The 21181-nt window shown below is 64.9% G+C and carries 21 protein-coding genes and 1 tRNA gene; 13 read left to right on the forward strand and 9 right to left on the reverse strand.

Going from position 1 to position 21181, the window contains the following annotated elements; genetic code table 11:
- Positions 1-26: 26 nt before the first annotated feature.
- Genes tatC through AC3A3G_RS00970 form a run of 3 tightly spaced genes read right to left on the reverse strand, consistent with a single transcriptional unit; the run spans position 27 to position 1746 of the window.
- On the reverse strand, positions 27-914 hold the full coding sequence (tatC, locus tag AC3A3G_RS00960; protein ID WP_487487319.1) for a twin-arginine translocase subunit TatC: 888 nt from the start codon (positions 912-914) through the stop codon (positions 27-29).
- On the reverse strand, positions 911-1507 hold the full coding sequence (gene tatB, locus AC3A3G_RS00965) for a Sec-independent protein translocase protein TatB (RefSeq protein WP_200167590.1): 597 nt from the start codon (positions 1505-1507) through the stop codon (positions 911-913). The genes tatC and tatB overlap by 4 nt, the downstream gene beginning before the upstream one ends.
- Positions 1508-1530: 23 nt before the next feature.
- Positions 1531-1746 (reverse strand): twin-arginine translocase TatA/TatE family subunit, encoded by a 216-nt coding sequence (locus tag AC3A3G_RS00970; RefSeq protein WP_003164813.1) that lies wholly within the window; start codon positions 1744-1746, stop codon positions 1531-1533.
- A 113-nt stretch (positions 1747-1859) separates the two neighbouring features.
- Between AC3A3G_RS00970 and rnhA the strand changes: the two genes are divergently transcribed.
- Positions 1860-2312, forward strand: coding sequence for a ribonuclease HI (gene rnhA / locus AC3A3G_RS00975; RefSeq protein WP_087139397.1), 453 nt, complete (start codon positions 1860-1862; stop codon positions 2310-2312).
- Here rnhA and AC3A3G_RS00980 read toward each other — a convergent pair.
- From AC3A3G_RS00980 to AC3A3G_RS00990, 3 genes are all read right to left on the reverse strand, one after another.
- On the reverse strand, positions 2309-2767 hold the full coding sequence (locus AC3A3G_RS00980) for an NfeD family protein (protein ID WP_200167587.1): 459 nt from the start codon (positions 2765-2767) through the stop codon (positions 2309-2311). The two genes, rnhA and AC3A3G_RS00980, sit on opposite strands and share 4 nt — an antisense overlap.
- Positions 2768-2770: 3 nt before the next feature.
- Positions 2771-3739 carry an SPFH domain-containing protein gene (locus AC3A3G_RS00985; protein WP_313045405.1) on the reverse strand — a complete coding sequence of 323 codons (969 nt, stop codon included), beginning with the start codon at positions 3737-3739 and terminating at the stop codon, positions 2771-2773.
- A 70-nt stretch (positions 3740-3809) separates the two neighbouring features.
- Positions 3810-4244, reverse strand: a complete 435-nt coding sequence (locus AC3A3G_RS00990) for an NUDIX hydrolase (RefSeq protein WP_487487320.1) — start codon at positions 4242-4244, stop codon at positions 3810-3812.
- Positions 4245-4321: 77 nt separating this feature from the next.
- Between AC3A3G_RS00990 and AC3A3G_RS00995 the strand changes: the two genes are divergently transcribed.
- The 4 genes from AC3A3G_RS00995 (at position 4322) to AC3A3G_RS01010 (ending at position 8523) form a co-directional block, all read left to right on the forward strand.
- A complete protein-coding gene (locus tag AC3A3G_RS00995) occupies positions 4322-5725 on the forward strand; it encodes an FAD-binding oxidoreductase (protein ID WP_487487321.1) in 1404 nt (467 codons plus the stop codon).
- Between the two features lie 95 nt (positions 5726-5820).
- Positions 5821-6594: a peroxide stress protein YaaA gene (gene yaaA, locus AC3A3G_RS01000; RefSeq protein WP_368922489.1), complete on the forward strand. Its 774-nt coding sequence runs from the start codon at positions 5821-5823 to the stop codon at positions 6592-6594.
- A gap of 65 nt (positions 6595-6659) precedes the next feature.
- Complete coding sequence (locus AC3A3G_RS01005; protein ID WP_487487322.1) at positions 6660-7457, forward strand: 3-hydroxybutyrate dehydrogenase; 798 nt, start codon at positions 6660-6662, stop codon at positions 7455-7457.
- Positions 7458-7497: 40 nt separating this feature from the next.
- Positions 7498-8523, forward strand: coding sequence for a patatin-like phospholipase family protein (locus tag AC3A3G_RS01010; protein WP_487487323.1), 1026 nt, complete (start codon positions 7498-7500; stop codon positions 8521-8523).
- Here the strand turns inward: AC3A3G_RS01010 and AC3A3G_RS01015 are convergent.
- On the reverse strand, positions 8520-9458 hold the full coding sequence (locus AC3A3G_RS01015; RefSeq protein WP_487487324.1) for an L-threonylcarbamoyladenylate synthase: 939 nt from the start codon (positions 9456-9458) through the stop codon (positions 8520-8522). The two genes, AC3A3G_RS01010 and AC3A3G_RS01015, sit on opposite strands and share 4 nt — an antisense overlap.
- Before the next feature lie 137 nt (positions 9459-9595).
- Between AC3A3G_RS01015 and AC3A3G_RS01020 the strand changes: the two genes are divergently transcribed.
- The 3 genes from AC3A3G_RS01020 (at position 9596) to AC3A3G_RS01030 (ending at position 12950) form a co-directional block, all read left to right on the forward strand.
- Positions 9596-11380 (forward strand): acyl-CoA dehydrogenase, encoded by a 1785-nt coding sequence (locus AC3A3G_RS01020; RefSeq protein WP_487487325.1) that lies wholly within the window; start codon positions 9596-9598, stop codon positions 11378-11380.
- Between the two features lie 97 nt (positions 11381-11477).
- On the forward strand, positions 11478-12212 hold the full coding sequence (locus AC3A3G_RS01025; RefSeq protein WP_487487326.1) for an energy transducer TonB: 735 nt from the start codon (positions 11478-11480) through the stop codon (positions 12210-12212).
- Positions 12213-12233: 21 nt separating this feature from the next.
- Positions 12234-12950, forward strand: coding sequence for an energy transducer TonB (locus tag AC3A3G_RS01030; RefSeq protein WP_487487327.1), 717 nt, complete (start codon positions 12234-12236; stop codon positions 12948-12950).
- Here AC3A3G_RS01030 and AC3A3G_RS01035 read toward each other — a convergent pair.
- Positions 12905-13738 (reverse strand): S1 family peptidase, encoded by an 834-nt coding sequence (locus AC3A3G_RS01035; RefSeq protein ID WP_487487328.1) that lies wholly within the window; start codon positions 13736-13738, stop codon positions 12905-12907. The two genes, AC3A3G_RS01030 and AC3A3G_RS01035, sit on opposite strands and share 46 nt — an antisense overlap.
- A gap of 73 nt (positions 13739-13811) precedes the next feature.
- On the opposite strand from AC3A3G_RS01035, the gene AC3A3G_RS01040 reads away from it, so the two are divergent.
- The 3 genes from AC3A3G_RS01040 (at position 13812) to AC3A3G_RS01050 (ending at position 16708) form a co-directional block, all read left to right on the forward strand.
- A complete protein-coding gene (locus AC3A3G_RS01040) occupies positions 13812-15989 on the forward strand; it encodes a S9 family peptidase (RefSeq protein WP_487487329.1) in 2178 nt (725 codons plus the stop codon).
- Positions 15986-16528: an N-acetyltransferase family protein gene (locus AC3A3G_RS01045; protein WP_487487330.1), complete on the forward strand. Its 543-nt coding sequence runs from the start codon at positions 15986-15988 to the stop codon at positions 16526-16528. The genes AC3A3G_RS01040 and AC3A3G_RS01045 overlap by 4 nt, the downstream gene beginning before the upstream one ends.
- Before the next feature lie 103 nt (positions 16529-16631).
- Positions 16632-16708 (forward strand) — tRNA-Asp (locus AC3A3G_RS01050).
- A 229-nt stretch (positions 16709-16937) separates the two neighbouring features.
- Here the strand turns inward: AC3A3G_RS01050 and AC3A3G_RS01055 are convergent.
- A complete protein-coding gene (locus tag AC3A3G_RS01055; RefSeq protein ID WP_200167568.1) occupies positions 16938-19973 on the reverse strand; it encodes a TonB-dependent receptor plug domain-containing protein in 3036 nt (1011 codons plus the stop codon).
- 256 nt (positions 19974-20229) lie between these two features.
- Between AC3A3G_RS01055 and AC3A3G_RS01060 the strand changes: the two genes are divergently transcribed.
- On the forward strand, positions 20230-20775 hold the full coding sequence (locus AC3A3G_RS01060; protein WP_200167567.1) for a hypothetical protein: 546 nt from the start codon (positions 20230-20232) through the stop codon (positions 20773-20775).
- Complete coding sequence (locus tag AC3A3G_RS01065) at positions 20772-21176, forward strand: protein tyrosine phosphatase family protein (protein ID WP_200167566.1); 405 nt, start codon at positions 20772-20774, stop codon at positions 21174-21176. The genes AC3A3G_RS01060 and AC3A3G_RS01065 overlap by 4 nt, the downstream gene beginning before the upstream one ends.
- Positions 21177-21181 lie beyond the last annotated feature (5 nt).

The raw sequence follows: 21181 nt of genomic DNA on the forward strand, positions 1-21181 counted from the left end.
CCCGGATCGCCTCACTGCCCCATTGATTAAGCCCCCAGCCCGTCGGCCGTATCGGCCTTCTTGCGGCGCAGTTCGATGATGCGGACGCACCAGATGGAGACCTCGTAGAGCAGGACCATCGGCACGGCCAGCATCAGCTGGCTGATCGGATCGGGCGGCGTCACCACGGCGGCGACCACGACAACGGCGACGATGGCGTAGCGGCGGCCCTTGGCCATCATCTGGCTGTTGATCAGGCCCGCCAGCCCCAGCAGGGTCATTACGACCGGCAATTGGAAGCACAGGCCGAAGGCCAGGATCAGGGCCGTCACCAGGTTCAGATAGTCCGATACCTTGGGCAGCAGCTCGGCCGCCACGCCCTCGCCGATGATCTGCTGGCTCAGGGAGAACCACATCACGAACGGCAGCATGACGTAATAGACCAGCGCCGCGCCCAGCAGGAACAGCACCGGCGCCGCGATCAGGAACGGCAGGAAGGCGCCCTTCTCGTTGCGATACAGGCCCGGCGCGACGAAGCGGTACAGCTGCCAGGCCAGCACAGGGAAGGCCACGATGACGGCGCCCAAACCCGCCAGCTTCATCTTGGTGAACAGGATCTCCAGCGGCGCGGTGTAGATCAGGCGCACGCTGTTGTGGTCCACATCCGGCACGGGGATCAGCCCGGCTGTGCCCAGGATCAGGCTGAACGGCGACACATGGCCGTGGGCCCCCACCGTCTGGTGGAAGGCGGCCGAAACCACATAGGGCTTCACCAGGAACAGATAGAGGGTCTCTGAAAAGGCGAAACAGCCGATGAAGGCGATGATGAAGGCGACCACGCAGATCATCAGCCGCGACCGCAGCTCGATCAGGTGATCCATCAGGGGCGCGCGCGAAGCCTCGATCTCGGCTTCATCGTGATCAGCGCGGCTCATAGATCAACCTTCTTGGTGCGCGCGACCTTGGGGCGAGAGGCGTCGGCTTTCGTCGCAGATTTCGCAGCAGGTTTTCCGGCCGGCTTGCGCGCCTTGGGCTTCAGCGCCCCATCGGCAGAAGAAGCGGTGCTCGCCTTTCTGGCTCGCGGCTTGGCGGCTGGTTTCGTCTCAGGTGCAGGCGCAGCGGCGACGGCCGGCGCCATATCCGGCCATTCGTCAACGCCCGTGGCCAAAGTCTGAGCAAGCGCTTCAGGCGCGGGCTCAACAGGCGCCGTGGAGGCCGGCGCCTCAATCGGCGCCTCCAGCTCCTTGCGGATGTCCTTGAAGGCCTCGTCCGCATCGGCGCCCAGGGCGTACATCCCCTGCCCCGACCGCAAGGCCTCGACCTCCTTGCGAAGGTCGTCCAGCTCGGACTGGCGCGCCATCTCGTCGAAGCTGGCGCGGAACTCATTGGCCATGCCGCGCGCCTTGCCGACGAACTGGCCGACCTTGCGCATGAGCATAGGCAAGTCCTTGGGCCCTACGACAAGCAGGGCCACCAGACCGATGACAAGGATTTCGAACCCGCCGATTCCGGGGCCAAGACCACCCATGATTCAGCGTCTTCCGGCGAGGATCAGCGGTTCAGTTCTTCTTTTTCGGCGTCCGTGCGCGGCAAGGCGCCCGGAGCTTCCTTGTCCTTGGCGCCCGTGTCGTCCTTCAGGCCGTCCTTGAAGGCGCGAATGCCCTTGGCGGCGTCGCCCATGATGCCCGACAGCTTGCCGCGGCCGCCGAACAGGACCAGCACGACGACGACGACGATGGCCCAATGCCAGATGCTCATGGAGCCCATGGCGATACCTCCTCAAGGGGACTCACCGAGACGCGGCCCCACCGACTGATTGTTGTGCGTCATATAGGCTGAGTGATGGCGACGCGCCAAGGGACGCTGTACGCATCGCGGCCATGAGTCTCAACGATCACGTCATCATCCACACCGACGGCGCCTGCAAAGGCAATCCCGGCCCCGGCGGCTGGGGGGCGATCCTGCAAACCGGCGGAGGTCACGAGAAGGAACTCTGGGGCGGCGAGCCCCTGACGACCAACAACCGCATGGAAATGATGGCGGCGATCATGGCGCTGGAGGCGCTGAAACGCCCTTGCCGCGTCGATCTGCACACCGACAGCAAATACGTCATGCAGGGCGTGACCGAATGGATGCGCGGCTGGAAAGCGCGCGGCTGGAAGACCGCAGACAAGAAGCCGGTGAAGAATGAAGACCTGTGGCGGCGCCTGGACGAGGCCCGCAACCGCCACGAGGTCAAATGGCACTGGGTGAAAGGCCACGCCGGCCACGCCCTGAACGAGCGGGCCGACGGCCTGGCCAATCGCGGCGTGGCGGAGATGCGCGGACGCTAGAGCGCCCGCACCTTCAGTAACGGTCCCGACACCGATTCGATGACGACGCTCTCGCCCGCCAGCGGCGACGCGCCCTCGATTTCGGCGGGCCATTCCGATCCCGACACGAAAACCCGGCCGCGCCCGCCGACAAAGGCTTCGACCACACGCGCCCGCTCGCCGACCAGACGAATGTCGCGATCATTGATGTCGGGCTGATCCTCAGGGTTCACCCGCTTGATCAGGCGACGCGACAGAATGGTCGAGGCCACCGTCAGCGCCGCGAAGACGCCGATCTCGACCGGCAGGCCCAGTTGCGGCGCCAGGGCGGACAGCAGGGCCGTCAGCCCCGCCGACACCGCCGGCCACAGCAGCCATTCGGTCGAGGCCGCCGCCTCTATCCCCAGCAGCACCACGCCAACCGCCAGCCAAAGCCAGAACGGCTGGGCGGCGTAGAGGGAGACGAACCAGTCCATGGCTTACTCCGTCGTCGGCACAGAGCCGCCCGAACGTCGCGGCGCGGCGCGCGGCGCGGCCTGACGCGCGTCCGTGCGGCCCTGTTGCTGCTCCTTGGCCAGGCCGACCAGTTCGCCGACCCCGGCGATGGTGCCGACCAGGGCGCCCATTTCCGATGGCACGATGACCGTCTTCTGCTGCGGGCTGCGGGCCAGCTCGGCGAAGGCTTCCACATACTTCTGGGCCACGAAGTAGTTGATGGCGTTGACGTCGCCGCGGGCGATGGCCTCCGACACCATGGCGGTGGCCTTGGCCTCGGCCTCGGCTTCGCGCTCGCGGGCCTCGGCGTCGCGGAAGGCGGCTTCCTTGCGGCCTTCAGCTTCCAGGATCGCCGCCTGCTTGGCGCCCTCGGCGCGGGCGATGGCGGCCTGCTTCTCGCCGTCCGCCTCGGTGATGACGGCGCGACGCTCGCGTTCGGCCTTCATCTGACGGGCCATGGCGTTGGTGATGTCCACCGGCGGCGTCAGATCCTTGATCTCGATGCGGTTGGCCTTGATGCCCCACGGCTCGGTCGCGGCGTCGATGACGTGCAGCAGGCGCGTGTTGATGGCGTCGCGCTGCGACAGCACCTCGTCCAGTTCCATTGAGCCGACCACGGTCCGCAGGTTGGTCATGCACAACTGGGCGATGGCGTAAGGCAGGTTGTCGACGCGATAGGCGGCGCGAGCGGCGTCCATCACCTGGATGAAGACGATGCCGTCGACCTTCACCATGGCGTTGTCCTTGGTGATGACCTCTTGGGTCGGGACGTCCAGCACCTGCTCCATCATGTTCATGCGATGGCCCACGCGCTCGACGAACGGGGTCAAGATGTGGATGCCCGGAGTCAGGGTCTTGGTGTACTTGCCGAACCGTTCCACCGTGAATTCACGGCCTTGCGGCACGATCTTGATCACGCTGAACAGGAAGATGATCGCAAAGACTGCGAACATCACAAAGAAAATCAGCGAAAAATTCATAAGGCCCTCCGGTTGGAGAAGGAGCTTAGCCGCCTAGGATGCGTCACGCCACAGAATCCGGTTCCGTCAGCATGACATCCGCGTCAGCCATTCGCCGCGCCATACGAATGATGCGTCTCGTCTCTTCCCAATCGACCATGGCCAGAGCCGTCTCGAACGGGAAAAAGCCTGCATCGGCGGCGTCATCGCCCGCCACGACCGCGCCCGACGTCCAGCGCGCGGCGTAGTCGATCAGGACATAGTGCCGCCCCGCTTCGGGAAAAAGCCCGTCCACCACGTCGATCAGGCCGATCAACTCGGCCTCGACGCCCGTCTCCTCACGCAGTTCGCGCAGGGCGGCGTCGGCCAGGCGTTCGCCCGGCTCCAGGCGCCCGCCCGGCAGGCTCCATTCGCCCACACGCGGCGGCGTGCCGCGCCGGATCAGCAGCACTTCGTCGCCTTTCAGGCACACTACGCCCACGGCCGGCGTCGGAATCATGTTTTGCCCTTGAATTGACCGCCAGAAGGCAAGGTTTTGCGCTTCCACCACGGCGCGCCTTTTGCCACAAGGCCGATATGACCCTCCCGACGCCAGAATCCCTCGCTGAACTCAAGGCCGCCCTGCCCGGCGCCTGGACGCAAGACGCCGCCGAGATGGCGCCCTGGCTGACCGAGTGGCGCGGCCGTTGGACCGGCGAAACGCCGCTGCTGCTGCAACCGCGCACGACCGAGGAAGTCGCCCGCGCCGTCGAAATCTGCGCCCGTCACGGCGTGGCCGTGGTGACTCAGGGCGGCGGCACCGGACTGGTCGGCGGCCAGATCCCTTATGGCGAGGTTCTGCTGTCCACGCGCAAGCTGCGGACGGTGCGCGACGTGACGCCGCTGGACGACGCCATGACGGTCGAGGCGGGCGTGACCCTGCTGGAGGCGCAGGAATTGGCGAAGGAGAAGGACCGCTTCTTCCCCCTCAGCCTCGCGGCTGAAGGCTCGGCCACCATCGGCGGCGTCATCTCGACCAATGCGGGCGGCACCGCCGTCCTGCGCTACGGCATGATGCGCGATCTGGTGCTGGGCATTGAGGCGGTCATGCCGGACGGTCAGGTGTTCAACGGCCTGAAGCGTCTGCGCAAGGACAACACCGGCTATGACCTGAAGCAGATGTTCATCGGCGCCGAAGGCACCCTGGGCGTCATCACGGCCGCGACGCTGAAGCTGTTCCCCATCATGCGCAGCCGCGCCACCGCCATCGTCGGGCTGGAGAGCCACCACGACGCGGTCGTGCTGCTGGCCCGCGCCAAGGCCGAGACCGGCGGCGGGGTCGAGGCGTTCGAGCTGATGAAGCGGCTGGGCATGAGCCTAGTGCTGAAGAACATTCCCGACACGCGCGAACCGCTGGACTCCACGCCGCCCTGGTATGTGCTGATCGAGCTGGCATCGGGCGAGCCGGACGGCGCCGAGGCGGCGATGGAGCGCCTGCTGACCGCCGCCTTCGAGGAAGGCCTGATCGTCGACGCCGCCATCGCCCAGAACGACGCCCAGAAGGCTGAATTCTGGCGTCTGCGCGAAGAGCATTCCGCCGCCCTCAAGCCGGAAGGCGGCGGCTGGAAGCACGACGTCTCGGTTCCCGTATCGCGAATCGCCGACTTCATCGACGAGGCCACGGCGGCGGTCGAGCGCTTCCATCCGAGTTGCCGCGTGTCGGTCTTCGGCCACGTGGGTGACGGCAATCTTCACTATGATGTGATCCCCGGCGTGGGCGAGGACGTCGCCGCCTTCATCGCGCGCTGGATGGAGGGATCAGAGGTCATCCACGATGTTGTGGCCCGTTACGACGGCTCGATTTCGGCTGAACACGGTCTGGGACGGCTGAAAACAGACGAGGCGCGACGCTATAAAACGCCCCTGGAAATCGCCACCATGCAGGCGATCCGTCAGGCCATCGACCCGCAGCGGATCATGAACCCCGCAGTCCTCTTCTGATGACTAGCGACCGTATGTGACGTTTCAGGCGGTTCAAAACGTCGTGGAAGCAGCCTATGAGGCGCGCTCTTGAGACGCATAGGGAGTCGATCGTCTTGTTGATCGTCCTGTCCCCGGCCAAAAAGCTGGACTTCAACCCGCCCGCCACCGACGCCCCCGTGACGCCACGGCGATGCGCCGATGAAACCGCCGAATTGGCCAAGGTGACGCGAGGGCTGAGCCGTGCGGACCTGCGCCGCCTGATGTCGATCTCCGACGCCCTGGCCGAACTGAACTATCAACGTTTCCAGGCCTTCGACAACGAAACGCCGGAGGGCGCGCTGCAGGCTGTCTTCGCCTTCGCCGGCGACGTCTATGAAGGGCTGTCGGCCCGTACCCTATCGACCGACGACCTGACGTGGGCTCAGGACCACCTGCGTATTCTCTCGGGCTTCTACGGCCTGCTGCGGCCGCTGGATGCGATTCAGCCTTATCGGCTGGAGATGGGCATCCGGTTGAAGACCAAGCGCGGCGCCACCCTCTATGATTTCTGGGGCGAGCGCATCTCGCTGCGCCTGAACGAAGACGCCGAAAAGCTGTCCGAACAAACCCTGGTGAACCTGGCCAGCCATGAGTATTTCGGCGCGGTCGACGCCAGGGCGCTGAAGCTGCCGATCGTGACCCCGCACTTCAAGGAGAAGAAGGACGGCGAGGCCCGCATCATCTCCTTCTACGCCAAGAAGGCCCGCGGCGGCATGGCCCGCTACGCCATCGAGAACCGGCTCGAAAAGGTCGAAGACCTGAAGGCCTTCGATCGAGACGGCTACCGCTTCGACAAGAGCCTATCGACGGACACGGACTGGATATTCATCAGGGAAGGAAAATCCTGATCGCCAGATTGAACGACTGCGGTTAGGTTGCATTGCAGCATCATCAGCCACGGGTTCTTTCTGTCATGTTCGCGATGAACGATCTCAAGGGCCGCGTCGCGGTCGTCACCGGCTCGACCTCGGGCATCGGACTGGCGTTTGCACGGGCGGTCGCCCTGTGCGGCGGCGATGTGGTGCTGAACGGCCTGGGCGACGCCGACGCGATCGAAAAGACGCGCGCCGATCTGGCCGCCGAGACCGGCGTGCGCGTCCTCTATCACCCGGCCGACATGACCCAGCCGGATCAGATCGAGGACATGATCGCCACGGCGCAGCGCGAACTGGGCCGCCTGGACATCCTGGTCAACAACGCCGGCATCCAGCACGTCGAAGCGGTCGAGAACTTCCCCGCCGACGCCTGGGAAAAGATCATCGCCATCAACCTGTCCTCGACCTTCTACGCCACCAAGGCGGCGATCCCGATCATGAAGGCGCAGGGCCGCGGCCGGATCATCAACATCGCCTCGGCTCACGGTCTGGTCGCCAGCCCGTTCAAGTCGGCCTATGTCGCGGCCAAGCACGGCGTGATCGGCTTCACCAAGACGGTGGCGCTGGAACTGGCGCAGGACAACATCACCTGCAACGCCATCTGCCCCGGCTTCGTCGAGACTCCGATCGTCGCCAAGCAGATTCAGGATCAGGCCCGCACCCGCAACATGAGCGAAGAAGACGTGATGAAGAACGTCATCTTGGGCTCGCAGCCGACCAAGCGTTTCGTCACGACCGACGAACTGGCGGGCGTCTTCCTCTATCTGGCGTCTGATCTCGGCGCCTCGGCCAATGGCGCCCACTTCTCCGTCGACGGCGGTTGGACCGCGCAATAGCCTTGATGGCGCCCACGCGGGTCGAGAGACGGAGAGTTTGATGGCGGTAAAGCGCAAACCCGTTTGTCTGGCCCTGCAGGGCGGCGGAGCCCACGGCGCCTTCCAATGGGGCGTGTTGGACCGGCTGCTTGAAGCCGACGTGCTGGACGTGCGCGCTGTCACGTCCGCTTCAGCCGGAGCGATGAACGCCGCCGCCTTGATCACAGGGCTGGAACGCGGCGGCGCCGAGGGCGGACGCGAGGCGCTGGACACCCTGTGGCGCGAGGTGAACCAGTCCGGCGGGCGCAACGTCTTCGGCGACAGTTCGGTCTGGTCCAAGGCCCTCACGCCAGACTGGCTGAAGGGGACGCCGATGTGGCAGGCGGGGCAGACCCTGGCCCTGTCGATGAGCCCCTATTCCTTCAACCCATTCAACCTGAACCCGTTGCGCCGTGTGCTGGAGACGGCGGTGGACTTTGAGGCCCTGCGCGCCTCTTCTATTCAGATGTTCGTCTCGACGACGGCGGTGCGCGCGGGCCGTTCGCGCATCTTCAAATCCGAGGAAATGGCGCCCGAGGTGCTGTTGGCTTCGGCCTGCCTGCCCCAGCTGTTTCAGGCGGTCGAGATCGAGGGCGAGCCCTATTGGGACGGCGGCTATCTGGCCAATCCGGCGCTGTGGCCGCTGTTCTATATGGACACGCCGGACGATATCCTGCTGCTGCCGCTCAACCCGTTCCAGCGTGACGAAGCGCCGCGCGAGGCTGGCGACATCAACGACCGCTTGAACGAGATCGTCTTCAACGCGCCTCTGGTCGCCGAACTACGGGCCGTCGCCTTCGTTCAGGATCTGATCGCCGAGGGCAAGCTGAAGCCCGGCGAAGACCGTCGGCGCGGCATCCGCATCCACGTCATCGAGGCCGACGAATGGCTGGGCGAGGAGTCGCTTCATTCCAAATTCGATACGGAATGGCGCTATCTGAACAAGCTGAAGCAGCACGGCCGGACAGCGGCCGAGGCATGGCTTGAAAGCTGCCTGCCCAAGGTCGGCAAGGCGTCCAGCGTGGACGTGAAAGCGCGGTTTCTCTAGCCCACGAACCCGGCCGCGCGGCGCAGGCGGTCGTTGATCGCCTCGCCCAGCCCCTTGGCCGGAACGGGCGACACCGCGATCCCAGAAGGCTTTGTGCGATCCGCCTCACGCAACAGGCGAAACAGGTTGGCCGCCGCCTCACGCAGGTCGCCGTTGGGGCTGAGGCTCCAGCGCGGATCGCCGACGCCCGCGCCGAAGCCCAGCAGGATTTCGCCGTCCTTCGCCCCGTCCGCCTCGATCCGCACCGGCGCGTCGGGCGCATAGTGCAGGGCCAGACGGCCGGGCGAGCGATGCCCCTGCCCGCCTTCGGCCAGCGGCCCGGCCACTGCTTCGATCTCTTCGCGGGTGACGGAGCCGGGACGCAGCAGGGCGACCTGGCCGTCCAGCACCGAGACGACAGTGCTTTCCACCCCCACGGCGCAGGAACCGCCATCGACCGCCGCGCCAACGGCATGACCCGTCTCTTCCATGGCGTCGTCAAAGGTCGTCGGACTGGGCCGCCCCGAACGGTTGGCCGACGGTGCCACGACCGGCCCGCCAAAGGCGCCGATGACCGCCCTCGCGCGCGGATGGCCCGGCACGCGCACGGCCACGCTGTCCAGCCCCGCCCGCGCCAGATCACACACCCGCTCGCGGTCGCGCACCGGCGCCACAATGGTCAGCGGCCCCGGCCAGAAGGCCTCGGCCAGCGCGCGCGCCCTGGCGTCGAACACGGCGATCGCCTCGGCGTCCACGGCGTTGGCGACGTGGGCGATCAGGGGATTGAAGCGCGGCCGTCCCTTGGCCTCGAAGATTCGCGCCACCGCCTGCGGGTTGGAGGCGTCGGCCGCCAGACCATAGACCGTCTCGGTCGGCAGGATGACCAGACGTCCCGTTTTCAGCGCCTCGGCGGCGATTTCGGGGCTGTCGCCCCTGGCGGGTCGGTCGGCGGGCACGGTCGCTCTTTCCTTACGCGGCGTCAGCCATTCAAACAGGGGGCCACAGTGCGCGGAATCTCGACCAAAGTCCAAGTAGGCTTGCGCCCAAGGGCGTGGCGGTCGACAGAAGCGCAACGTCTTTCTGAGGATAACCGATGAGCTACCGCGCCCCCGTTCGTGACATCGCCTTCGCCCTCGACGCCGTGGCCGGGATCGGCCAGGTGGCGGCGACCGGCGCCTTTCCCGATTACGACGCCGATGTCGCCTCGGCCGTGCTGGACGCCGCCGGTCAGTTTTCCGAAGAGGTTCTGGCCCCGCTGAACCGCCCCGGCGATCTGGCGGGCGCCAAATACGCCAACGGCGCCGTGACGGCCGCGCCCGGTTTCGCCGACGCCTATCAGCAGTTCGCGGCGGGCGGCTGGACCAGCCTGACCGCCTCGGTCGAGGCCGGCGGACAGGCCCTGCCCAAGGCGCTGGAGCTGGCGGCCTATGAGACCGTCCACGCCGCCAACATGGCCTTCGGTCTGTGCCCCATGCTGTCGCTGGCCTCGATCGAGGCGCTGGAGCAGGTCGGCAACGAACACCAGAAGGCCACCTATCTACCCAAGCTGGTGTCAGGCGAATGGACCGGCGCCATGGTGCTGACCGAACCGCACGCCGGGTCCGACCTGGGCGCCCTGACGGCGACGGCGGTTCCCAACGGCGACGGAACCTACGCCCTGACCGGCCAGAAGATCTTCATCACCTGGGGCGATCACGACGCCACGGACAACATCGTCCATCTGGTGCTGGCCCGCCTGCCCGACGCGCCTGCCGGGCCCAAGGGCATCAGCCTGTTCCTGACGCCCAAGTTCGCGGTCAACGCCGACGGCTCATTGGGCGAGCGCAACGCCTTCCGCCCGGTCGGCGTGGAGCACAAGCTGGGCATCCACGCCTCACCCACCTGCGTCATGAGCTATGAGGGCGCCCGCGCCGAACTGGTCGGTCAGCCGAACCAGGGTCTGGCCCATATGTTCGTCATGATGAACGCCGCCCGCCTGGCCGTCGGCGTCGAGGGCGTCGGCGTCGCCGAGCGCGCCTATCAGCACGCCCTGGCCTATGCGTTGGAACGCCGTCAGGGCCGCAGCGTCTGGACCGGCCAGAAGGACGCCCCGATCTTCGACCATCCTGACGTGCGCCGCATGCTGTCGGTTATGAAGGCCAAGGTCGCCGCCGCCCGCGCCATCTGCCTGTCGACCGGCGTCGCCGCCGACCTGGCCCGCCACGCCGCCACGGAGGAAGAGCGCAAGGTCTGGAAGGGTCGCGAAGACCTGTTCACCCCGATTGCCAAGGCCTGGTCCACCGACGTCGGCTGCGAGGTCGCCTCGCTGGGCGTTCAGGTCCACGGCGGCATGGGATTCATCGAGGAGACCGGCGCCGCCCAATACTATCGCGACGCCCGCATCACCCCAATCTATGAAGGCACCAACGGCATTCAGGCGATGGATCTGGTGGGCCGCAAGCTGTCGATGGACGGCGGCGAGTCGGCCAAGGCCCTGATCGCCGAGATGAAGACGACGCTGGCCCAGATCGATCGTCTCTATGCCGGCAAGCCGGTCGAGCGTTTCGCCACCGCCATCGAGGCGGTCGAGGACGCCACCCTGTGGCTGCTGGACGCCAAGTCGGATGCCGCTCGCGCGGCCGACGTGCTGTCGGGCGCCGACGCCTATCTGAAGCTGATGGGCGACGTGGTCGGCGGCTGGATGCTGGCCAAGGGCGCCCTGGCGGCGAAGGCGAAACTGGACGCCAATGACGGCGACGCCGCCTGGCTGCAAGGCAAGCTGGACCTCTATGAAGTCTACGCCGCTAACGTCCTGGGCCACGTCTCCAGCCGTCTGGCCGCCGTCGGCCAGGGCGGCGACCTGCTGCAACGGATGAGCGTCGAAGCCCTAGCGGGCTGATCATCGTTCTATGGCTTGAGCGTAAAGCGCTTCCCGTGCCACCTAGGCGCGGGAGGCGTTTCGTATGAATCGAGCGATTGGCGCTGCCGGTTTTATCTTGGCTGCTTTTTTCAGCGGAGCCTCTTTCGCGACAACGCAAGAGCCGGTCGCCTGGATCACGCGCCCTGTCCCGACACCTGAGGATTTCCCACCCTTCGCCGCCGCCCTGAACATCGGCGGCTGGGTCGAGGTGAACTGCCTGGTGACGTCAGAAGGGCTGCCGAACGCCTGCACCGCCATGCGCGCGCGCCCGGACGGGCTGGGCTTCGCCGAAGCGGCTGTCCGCATCATCGAACGCGCAAGGCTAACGCCCGCCGCGCCCGACGCCTCGCCCGAGAAACGCGAGTTCACGGTGCGCGTGCCCTTCAACGTTCCGCCATTCAACACGGAGGGGCCGACGCCCTGGTCCGGGCCGACGCCCAACGCCGCGCAAATGGAAGGCGGCCGCCGTTTCGCCCGACGCAGCGTCGAGCCTGTCGTTCGCCTGAGACGTCATTGGCGGCTGGACCAGATGCCGCTCGAGATGCGCCGCACGACCGAAGGCTGGATCGCCGAACTGTTCGGAAACCTGGAGACAGAGCGCCAAAGACAGAGCCTGGTGATGGCGCGGGTCCTGGCCCTTCGCGAGTTGGACGCCTTGCCGTCCAAGCAACCGGATGACTGGAGCGAAGCCTGGGCTCCCCAGTTGCGAGAGGCCGGACGCGATATTTATCCTCGCGAGCCGATGATCGAACTACGTCGCCGCTACTGCGCCCGTTATGACTGCGGGCCGACGGCTGGCGTCACCCCCTGAGAACCCACGGAAAATCTGAACATGATGACGCTTCTAGCGAGCCTGGCCCTACTGGCGGAGCCTGTTCTATGGGAGACGCGCCCTGTCGTCGAACGCCATGATTATCCGGCCCTGGCCAAGGACTTGCGGGTCAACGGAACCGTCACCCTCGAATGCGTCAATAACGAAGACGGCGCCTTGACCCGATGCGCCGCCATGTCCGCCAGACCCGCCGACATGGGTTTCCAGGAGGCCGCCCTGGCGATCGTGTTCCGCGGGCGCGTCGCCCAGCCCGCCGGCGTTCCTTTCATGATCGAACTGCCCTTCGACATCCTGACGGAAGGCGACGAACCGCTGCGCCAACCGTGGGAGGGCCCCGAACCAGGCCCAGAACATATCCGGGTCGCCCAAGCTTTTACCGACAGCTTCTATGGCGGCAGCCGCTCCGCGGCCGAACGCTCGATCCGCGACTGGAAAGTCAACGAAATGCCGCCCGAAAAGGCGGCGCTTCTCCGCGCCTGGATGGCCGAGCTATACCCCGACCTTGAAGCCGAAAAGGCTTGGCACGCCGCAGGGGTCGCTCGCGTCCTGGCTCGACACGGCCTGGACTATCTACCGACCAAGAAGCCGATCGGATGGGATGCCTGGTACGCTCAAGTCACACAGGCTAGCCCGGAAGACCCGGCCCTGATCAGGAACGAGATGCGCCGCCGCTACTGCGCAGCGTTCGACTGCGTTTCCGGCGCGGCGGCGGACTGATCCAACAGGGCAATGGCCTCGCGCACATATTGGACGTGGGCGACGACGCCCAGGTCCATGCCTTCGCCGCCGCCCTGCACTTCCTGAACCAGCACACCCGCTATGAAGGGATGTTCCGGCACGGGCGCCCCCGGCACGCGGCGCGCAGCGGGCGTCCAGAAGACCGGGCCGCCGGAATTGCCCTGGGCGACCACGAAGTCGAGCAGGAAGATCGGGAAGTGCCGGATCGGCGTCAGCGGCCATGAGCTGATCCGACCCAGGCGCAGGATCGGAAAGCCCGCCCGATTGGCCGACAGACCATGCGGATAGCCCAGCGCCAGCAGTTCGTCCCCCGGCCCCATGCGCCAGCGATCGAAGGCCTCAGCGTCGGCCAGCCATCCCGCAGGGATGGCCGCCTGGGCGAAGGCGGGCGGCGCCGTAATCTCCATCACCGCCACGTCACGTTCCGGGTGCGCGGTCCACAACGGCGCGCCGTCTGCGTCGCGGATCGCCAGGGTTCCCGGCGTGAACTTCCAGGCGCCGTCCGCCTCCGCCGTGCGCCAGCCGATCCGCACCTCATTGCCGGGCATGACGTCCAGCACGTGCCGCGCCGTCACCAGCACCACGCGCGGCGCGCCGTCAGGCCGAGGCGCGGCGATCAGAAAGCCGGTGCCGACCTTCCTCTGGCCGCTGCTGATGGCCTGATCCAGTTGCACGGTGGCGTTGATCACCCCGACCGTCAGATCCCATTCGGGCGGCGGAGCGGCGACGACGGCGGGTTGTTCGGGCGGAAGATCCTGAATGATCATGACGCCATTTGACGCCGAGCGTCGCCGGGCACAAGGTCCGGCTCAAATCATATTCCAGGGGGAAGCCAAAGCCATGAACCGCCGCGAACTGATCGCCTCGACCGCCGCCATCGGCTTGGTCGCCGCCTCCCCCGCCCTTGCCCGCCAGAGTACCGGAGCCTCGATGTCCAAGCCCATCCCGCCCGTCGCCAAGAAGGTCCCCGTCCGCATCGAACAGCTGGGCCGCGTCCGCGTCGACGACTATCAGTGGATGAAGGACGACAACTGGCAGGCCGTGCTGCGCGATCCCTCGCTGATCAAGGCCGACGTCAAGGAACATCTGACCGCCGAGAACGCCTATCGCGAGGCCATGATGGCCTCGACCCTGCCGCTTCAGGCGCAGATGTTCGAGGAGATGAAAGGCCGCATCAAGGAGGACGACAGCTCCGTCCCCACCGCCGACGGGCCCTGGGAATACTATGTCCGCTACAACACCGGCGACCAGCACCCGCTCTACTGCCGTCGCCCGCGTGGTCGGAAGGACGGCGAGATCATCCTTCTGGACTGCAACAAGCTGGCCGAGGGCAAAGCCTATTCGGAGGTCTCGGCGACCGAACACAGCCCCGACCACGGCCTGTTCGGCTATGCCGAGGACGCGCAGGGGTCCGAAGTCTACAAGATCTATGTGAAGGATCTGGCCACCGGCGAGGTGCTGCCCAACCCGATCGAATCGGCCAGCGCCAACTTCACCTTCTCGCCTGACAGCCAGTGGATCTTCTGGACCAACCGCGACGACAACGGCCGCCCGGACAAGATCTTCCGTCGCCCGGCGCGCGGCGGCGAAACCGCCCTGGTCAATGAAGAAACCGACGAGGGCATGTTCCAGGGCATCGGCCGCACCGCCGACGACGCCTTCATCGTCATCTCCATCGGCAATCAGGAAACCTCGGAAAGCCGCATCATTCCGGCCGCCGCCCCCACGGCGACGCCTGTGGTGGTCGAACCGCGCCACGTCGGCCGCCTGTATGATCTGGACCACTGGGGCGACCGCTGGATCATCCGCACCAACGCCGACGACGCCATCGACTTCAAGGTCGTCGAAGCGCCCACCGCGACCCCCGCCAAGGCGAACTGGAAAGACCTGATCGCCCACACGCCGGGTCGCTTCATCGAGGGCGTGGCCCTGGTGAAGGACTATCTGGGCCGTCAGGAGCGCGCCGACGCCAATACGAAGATCGTTATTCGCGACCGCGCCGGCGCCGAGCATGAGATCGCCGTGGACGAGCCCGCCTACGCCCTGTCGCTGGGCGGCGCGTCGGAGTTCGACACCACAGTCATGCGCTATGGCTACAACTCGCCGTCCACGCCGACCTCGACCTATGACTATGACCTAAAGACGCGCGAACGCACCCTGCGCAAGGTTCAGGAAATTCCCTCGGGCCATAACCCGGCGGACTATGTGGTCGAACGCCTGAACGCCCCGGCCTCGGACGGTGAACTGGTGCCGGTGACGGTGCTGCGCCGCAATGACACGCCGGTCGACGGCTCCGCGCCCTTGCTGCTCTACGGCTACGGCTCCTACGGCATCCCGATGGCGGCCAGTTTCGCGACCAACCGGCTGTCGCTGGTCGATCGCGGCTTCATCTACGCCATCGCCCACATCCGCGGCGGTTCGGACAAGGGCTGGAACTGGTTCCTGACCGCCCGGCGCTTCACCAAGAAGAACACCTTCACCGACTTCATCGCCGCCGCCGACCACCTGATCGCGCAGAATTACACCAAGGCCGGCAACATCGTCGCCGAGGGCCGCTCGGCGGGCGGCCTGCTGATGGGCGCCATCACCAATATGCGGCCGGACTTGTGGGCCGGCGTGATCGGCGGCGTGCCCTTCGTCGACGTCATCAACACCATGAGCGACACCAGCCTGCCCCTGACGCCGCCGGAATGGCCCGAATGGGGCAATCCGCTGGAGGACGCGGCCGCCTACGACTACATGCTGAGCTACAGCCCCTACGACCAGATCGAGGCCAAACCTTACCCGGCCCTGCTGGCGACCGGCGGTCTGTCCGACCCGCGCGTCACCTATTGGGAGCCTGAAAAGTGGGTGGCCAAGCTGCGGCCGGCTTCGACCTCCGGCAAGCCGGTGCTGCTCAAGATCAATATGGAAGCGGGTCACTTCGCCTCGTCTGGCCGCTTCGACTATCTGAAGGACATCGCCCACGACTACGCCTTCGCCGTCTGGGCGGTCGAGAAGGGCTGGGAGAAGGCGTGATCATCCGGCCGTTCGCGGAGGCCGACCTGGCGGCCGTGACGGCCATCTACGCCGACAGCGTGCTGCACGGCACGGGTACGTTCGAACTGGACGTCCCCTCAGCCGACGAGATGCGCGCTCGGCTGGCCGCGCCCGCCGCGCTTGGCCTGCCTGTCCTGGTCGCCGAGATCGATGGAGCGGTCGCGGGCTACGCCTATGCCGCCCCCTATCGTCTGCGCGCGGCCTATCGCTTCATGGTCGAGGATTCGATCTACATCGCCGAAGCGTTTCGCGGACGGGGCGTCGGCAAGGTGCTGCTGGACGCCCTGCTCAGCGCCTGTGAGGCCCTGGGATTGCGTCAGATGGTGGCGGTGATCGGCGACAGCGCCAACACCGGCTCCATCGCCCTGCATGAAGCGGCGGGATTCGCCCATGTCGGCGCCTTCCGCGACGCCGGGTGGAAGTTCGACGGCTGGCGCGATGTCGTCTTCATGCAGAAGGCGCTCGGCGCCGGCGGCGCGGCTCCACCCGACGCCGACGGCCTGGATTGCAGCCGCTAGAGTCTGAATTCGCAGATTTTTTAGCAAAAGCGCCACAATGCGCTTGACCGAAAGCGCGACGAACCGTATTCGCCCCTCCTCTCCTCCTCGCGGGGAGAGAAACGCGGGTGTAGCTCAGTTGGTTAGAGTGCCGGCCTGTCACGCCGGAGGTCGCGGGTTCGAGCCCCGTCACTCGCGCCACTCCTTCTCAGGAATGAGGGAGTGGCGCACCGCCCTTTCGTGTTTTTCCGACATCCAATTTTTCCAAGGACGTGCTCCGCATGTCCGGAAGTTCGCTCGCCGCCAAACATGGTCGGCTTGAGTCGCACGCGCCCTTCCCTACCTGCAGTCGCTCCCGGTGATTCAATCGACAAAAAGAAAGGCGGCGAACCAAGGTTCGCCGCCTCCCATTGTCGACCAGCTTCTGAGTTTAGAAGCGAGCGCGAGCCGAGATCGAGAACATACGTCCCAACAGACCCGGATAGTACAGTTGGGTGTCAGTGTTCGCCTGACCGTTGTAGGCGCCGATCGGCGTCTGCGGTGCGGTTTCGTCAAACACGTTGCCGATGAAGGCCGTCAGCTGGAAGTTATCCGTAACGTTCCACCGTGCTGACAGATCGAAGTAGCTCGCCTCCGGCATGTCGTACTCGGTGACACCATCCACTTCATTGGTGAAGATCGGATCCTTCAGCGACGGAGTGTAGCTCCAGCGGCCGAAGATCGTCCAATCCGCAATGTCGTAGGTGATCGACAGGACAGACTTCCAGTCGAAGTTGGCGCCGCCGATGGCCGAGTAGCCATAGCCAACCGTGTCATCACCGTCGAAGTTCAGTTCATCGACGTAGGTGAACAGCTCATTGACGCGCAAACGACCCGGCAGGCCGAACTCCTCCATATCGACCGACCAGTCGATCTGAGTGTCGATGCCCTTGGTGCGATAGAAGCCGCCGTTGGTGCGCGTCGTGTTCACGTAATCGATCTGACCCGTGACCTGATCACGAATGACGCGCTGGCATGCTTCCGATGTCAGGCTGAGATCGTCATAGCACTCGTCGATCCAATAGGTGGCGCCCAGCGATGCAATGATATCGGTGATTTCGATATCATAGTAGTCAACCGTCGCCCGGAAGCTTCCAACCGGGAAGAAGTCAGGCTGGAACACCACGCCGAAGGTCAGCGTCTCAGCAGATTCAGGCTTCAGGTTCGGGTTACCAAACGCAAAGGCTTCAACCTGGGTATTGTTCTGAGTCAGGCCCGTGGTGAAGTCGATGCCCGGTGCTTGCTGAGCGCAGAAGGCCGCCACAGCGCTCGAAGGCGCCGAGCCGCCCTGCACCATACAGGGGTCGATCGCGCTGGGGAAACCCTGGTCGCCGTTCTGGTACAGTTCGAAGACGCTGGGCGCACGAACCGCCGAGTTGAACACCGAGCGGAACTTCAGCCAATCCAGCGGCTGATACTCCAGACCGATCTTGTAGGTATCGAGACCACCGACTGACGAGTAGTCCGAATAGCGATAGCCAAAGTCCATACCCAGATACTTGGCACCCGGCAGGTCACGAAGCAGCGGCAGCGAGATTTCGCCGTACAGTTCCGAAACGCTGATCGAGCCGCCCTGATCCTGGATGGCGTTGAAGCCGTAGATGTTGCCCGTCCGCTGCTCGTTGTCGACGCGGAACTCCGCACGGCTTTCACGCCACTCGAAGCCGAAGACCGCCGCCAGCGGGCCAGCAGGCAACGTCAGCAGATCGCCGCGAGCAAAGCCCGCAATGCGGGATTCTTCAATGTCAGTCGTTGCGAAAGTCGGGACCGTAAGGAAGTCCACCATCTCCTGCGTCAGAGTGCCTTCGCCAAAGATGTCCAGCGGCACGCAGCCCGGCAAGGCGTTAATGCCCAGAGGAGCGCCCGATATTGGATCCTGGCACCCTGCCAGACCTTGGCGGATAGCGGTCTTATTGACGCTGTTCCGGCCAAGATCTTGCAACTGGTTCTTGCCGTAGCTCGTGGTCAGGCTCCAGTCCCAACCTGAGTCGCCGAAGTCGCCGCTGAGCGTCGCCAGCATAGCCAGCGAACTGTTCTTCGTTTCACCGAAGCGGGCGCCGACTTCGTTGGTACGGCGATCCATGGTGAACGGTGCGTCGGGATCAGCACGGCTCTGCAGAGCAGCCCACAGATCGGCGTGGTTGGTCTGAATCAGCGACCGCATCGCCGGCGTCAGGTTGACGGTCAGACCGGTGGCAGGCGTGGGGGCCAGCGAAACTTCCTGCCAAGTGTTGGCATAGTTCAGCTGGAGATCCAGACGCAGCGTGTCGGTGATGTCGTAATGACCGATCGTCGTGATGTTGAAACGTTCGGCCGGCAGGATCAGATAGTTGTCCGGACCGTAGTTGTAACGCGACGAGCCCGCTGCGCGATCAGGAACCGCGCAGGCGCCGAGGCCTGCATGGGGGGTCAAAGCGCCGCTGGTGTCGAACGACAGGTTGCCGCTGTTGAACGCAGCGGCATCCGGCACGCCGTCGCAGTTCCGATCATATCCGCCGGCTGCGAAGTTGGTGTTCCCAGTGGCGCCCACGAGGGAGCTCAGGCTGCTGAAGGGGTTGCTCGGGTCGTTGTAAACCGTACCCCACGCCGAGGTGCCAGAACCGCCGGGGAAAGAAGTCCCGCCGCCGCCGGCCGTATATTCCAGATATTCTTGCGCAGAATTGACAACCTTCGGCCGCCCGCTGGCGTCATAAGCGATCGCCCCGGATACCGCCGAATAAGGCAGATCAGCCTGGCTCACGCCTTCACGGTTGTAGTAGCTGGCATAGGCGGTCAGGTTACCGCGACCATCAGCGAAATTACCGCCGAACAGACCCGAGAGCGACACTTCCGGCTGCATGCCGTCGAAGGAAGCTCCGTAAGTCGCCGAAAGTTCAGCGCCTTCATAGTTGTCCTTCAGGACAAAGTTCACGACGCCAGCCACGGCGTCCGAACCGTAAACGGCCGAAGCGCCGCCGGTCACGACTTCGACACGGTTCACAAGCGACGTCGGAATGGTGTTGAGGTCGACAACGCCAGTCGTCGACGAGGCTGGCAGGCGCTCGCCGTTGACCAGAACCAGCGTGCGGTTCGGACCTAGACCACGCAGGTCGACGGTCGCGAAGCTCTCACCGCCCGAGTTGTTGGACGTCGCCATGTTGCCAGCTACGACCGACGGCAGTTCGTTCAGGAGGTTCTCGACCGACAGCGTGCTGGTCAGTTCTATGGTTTCAGCCGTAACCGTGGTGACGGGGCTCGGAGCGTCATAGTCCTGACGGACAATACGCGAGCCGGTCACGACGACGTCGGACACCTGGCTGGCCGGTTCGCCACTCTGCGTGGCCGGGGTGCTTTGGGCCATCGCTGGTGCCGCAACACCTGCAAAAGCCAGCCCCGCAATAAATGTCGACGCAAGCAAACGCTCGCGCTTCATCTGAATCTTCAACATAAGTCCTCCTATGTTGCGCACGGCCCCCAACGACGATTTCGCGTCATCTGCCTGCGCCGCCACCCCGCTCGCCCCCGTATCAGGAGATTCGAAACGAATGACTGCACCCTTCATAACCACCCAGGTCGAACGAATCCTAGGATTATTACTAGAACGCAACGATTGAGCCTTACTTGTGTCGCAAAATCGCCACGCTAATTGTATTCGGCCGTAATTGACGACTCGTCAGTCATATTTTTGACAGGAACAAACCTCCATGAAGCCGCTTGTTACGAAATTAATCCAGAAGTCAATTCTCGGCATAGCTGCAATTATTTTTCTTAATTTATCGATTTCCGGAAATTCTTTTGCCCAAGAGCGCACAGAGTTGATGGCCGAACTCGCAGCATGTCGAAGCGTTGCAGACAACACAGCGCGTTTGGCCTGTTTTGACCAAACAGCAAGCCGCATGCTTCTGGCCCATGAACGTGGAGACTTGACCGTCGTGGATCGGGCGCAAATCCAGCAAGCCCGTCGTCAACTGTTTGGCTTCAGCGGCGCCGCATTGCCCTCCATCTTTGGCGGAGGGAGCGAGTCGGAAGAGGTGACTTCAATACAAACGGTACTGAACCGCGCCTCTAGAGATGCTCACGGACAATGGACATTCTATCTAGCGGACGACAGCGAATGGAAACAAATAGACAATGAATCACCGCGCCTTCGTGTCCAGACCGGCGTTCCAGTGCGAGTCCGCCGCGCGGCCTTTGGCAGCTATTTCCTAAATGTGGGCGACGCCCGCGCCATTAGAGTGAGAAGACAGTGACATCGCCCTCGCGCCTTACGACCGACGTCTGGATTTCCGCTCAGATCGCTCCTTCGGCCTTGGCCGAATTGGCGGAGACCCTCGGCCTGAAGCAAGTGATCAACAACCGCCCCGACCACGAGGAGCCGGGCCAACCTACAAGCGAAGAGATCCAGGCGGCAGCCGAAGCGACGGGCCTCGAATATGTCTGGGCCCCTGTCAGCGGCATGCCGAACGCCGATGCTGTCCAGCGCGTCGCGCAGGCGCTGGAAGCAACCGGCCCCGTCCTGATGTTCTGCCGATCCGGCATGCGCTCAGCGGCGGCCTGGGCCCTTGCGCGACGGCTCCAGGGCGAAGACGCGGCATCCCTTCGCCGGCTCGCTCTGGACGCCGGGTACGATCTCAGTCGTTTACCGCTCTGAGAACC

It is taken from the genome of Brevundimonas sp. Soil_N_31 (genome assembly GCF_057655995.1).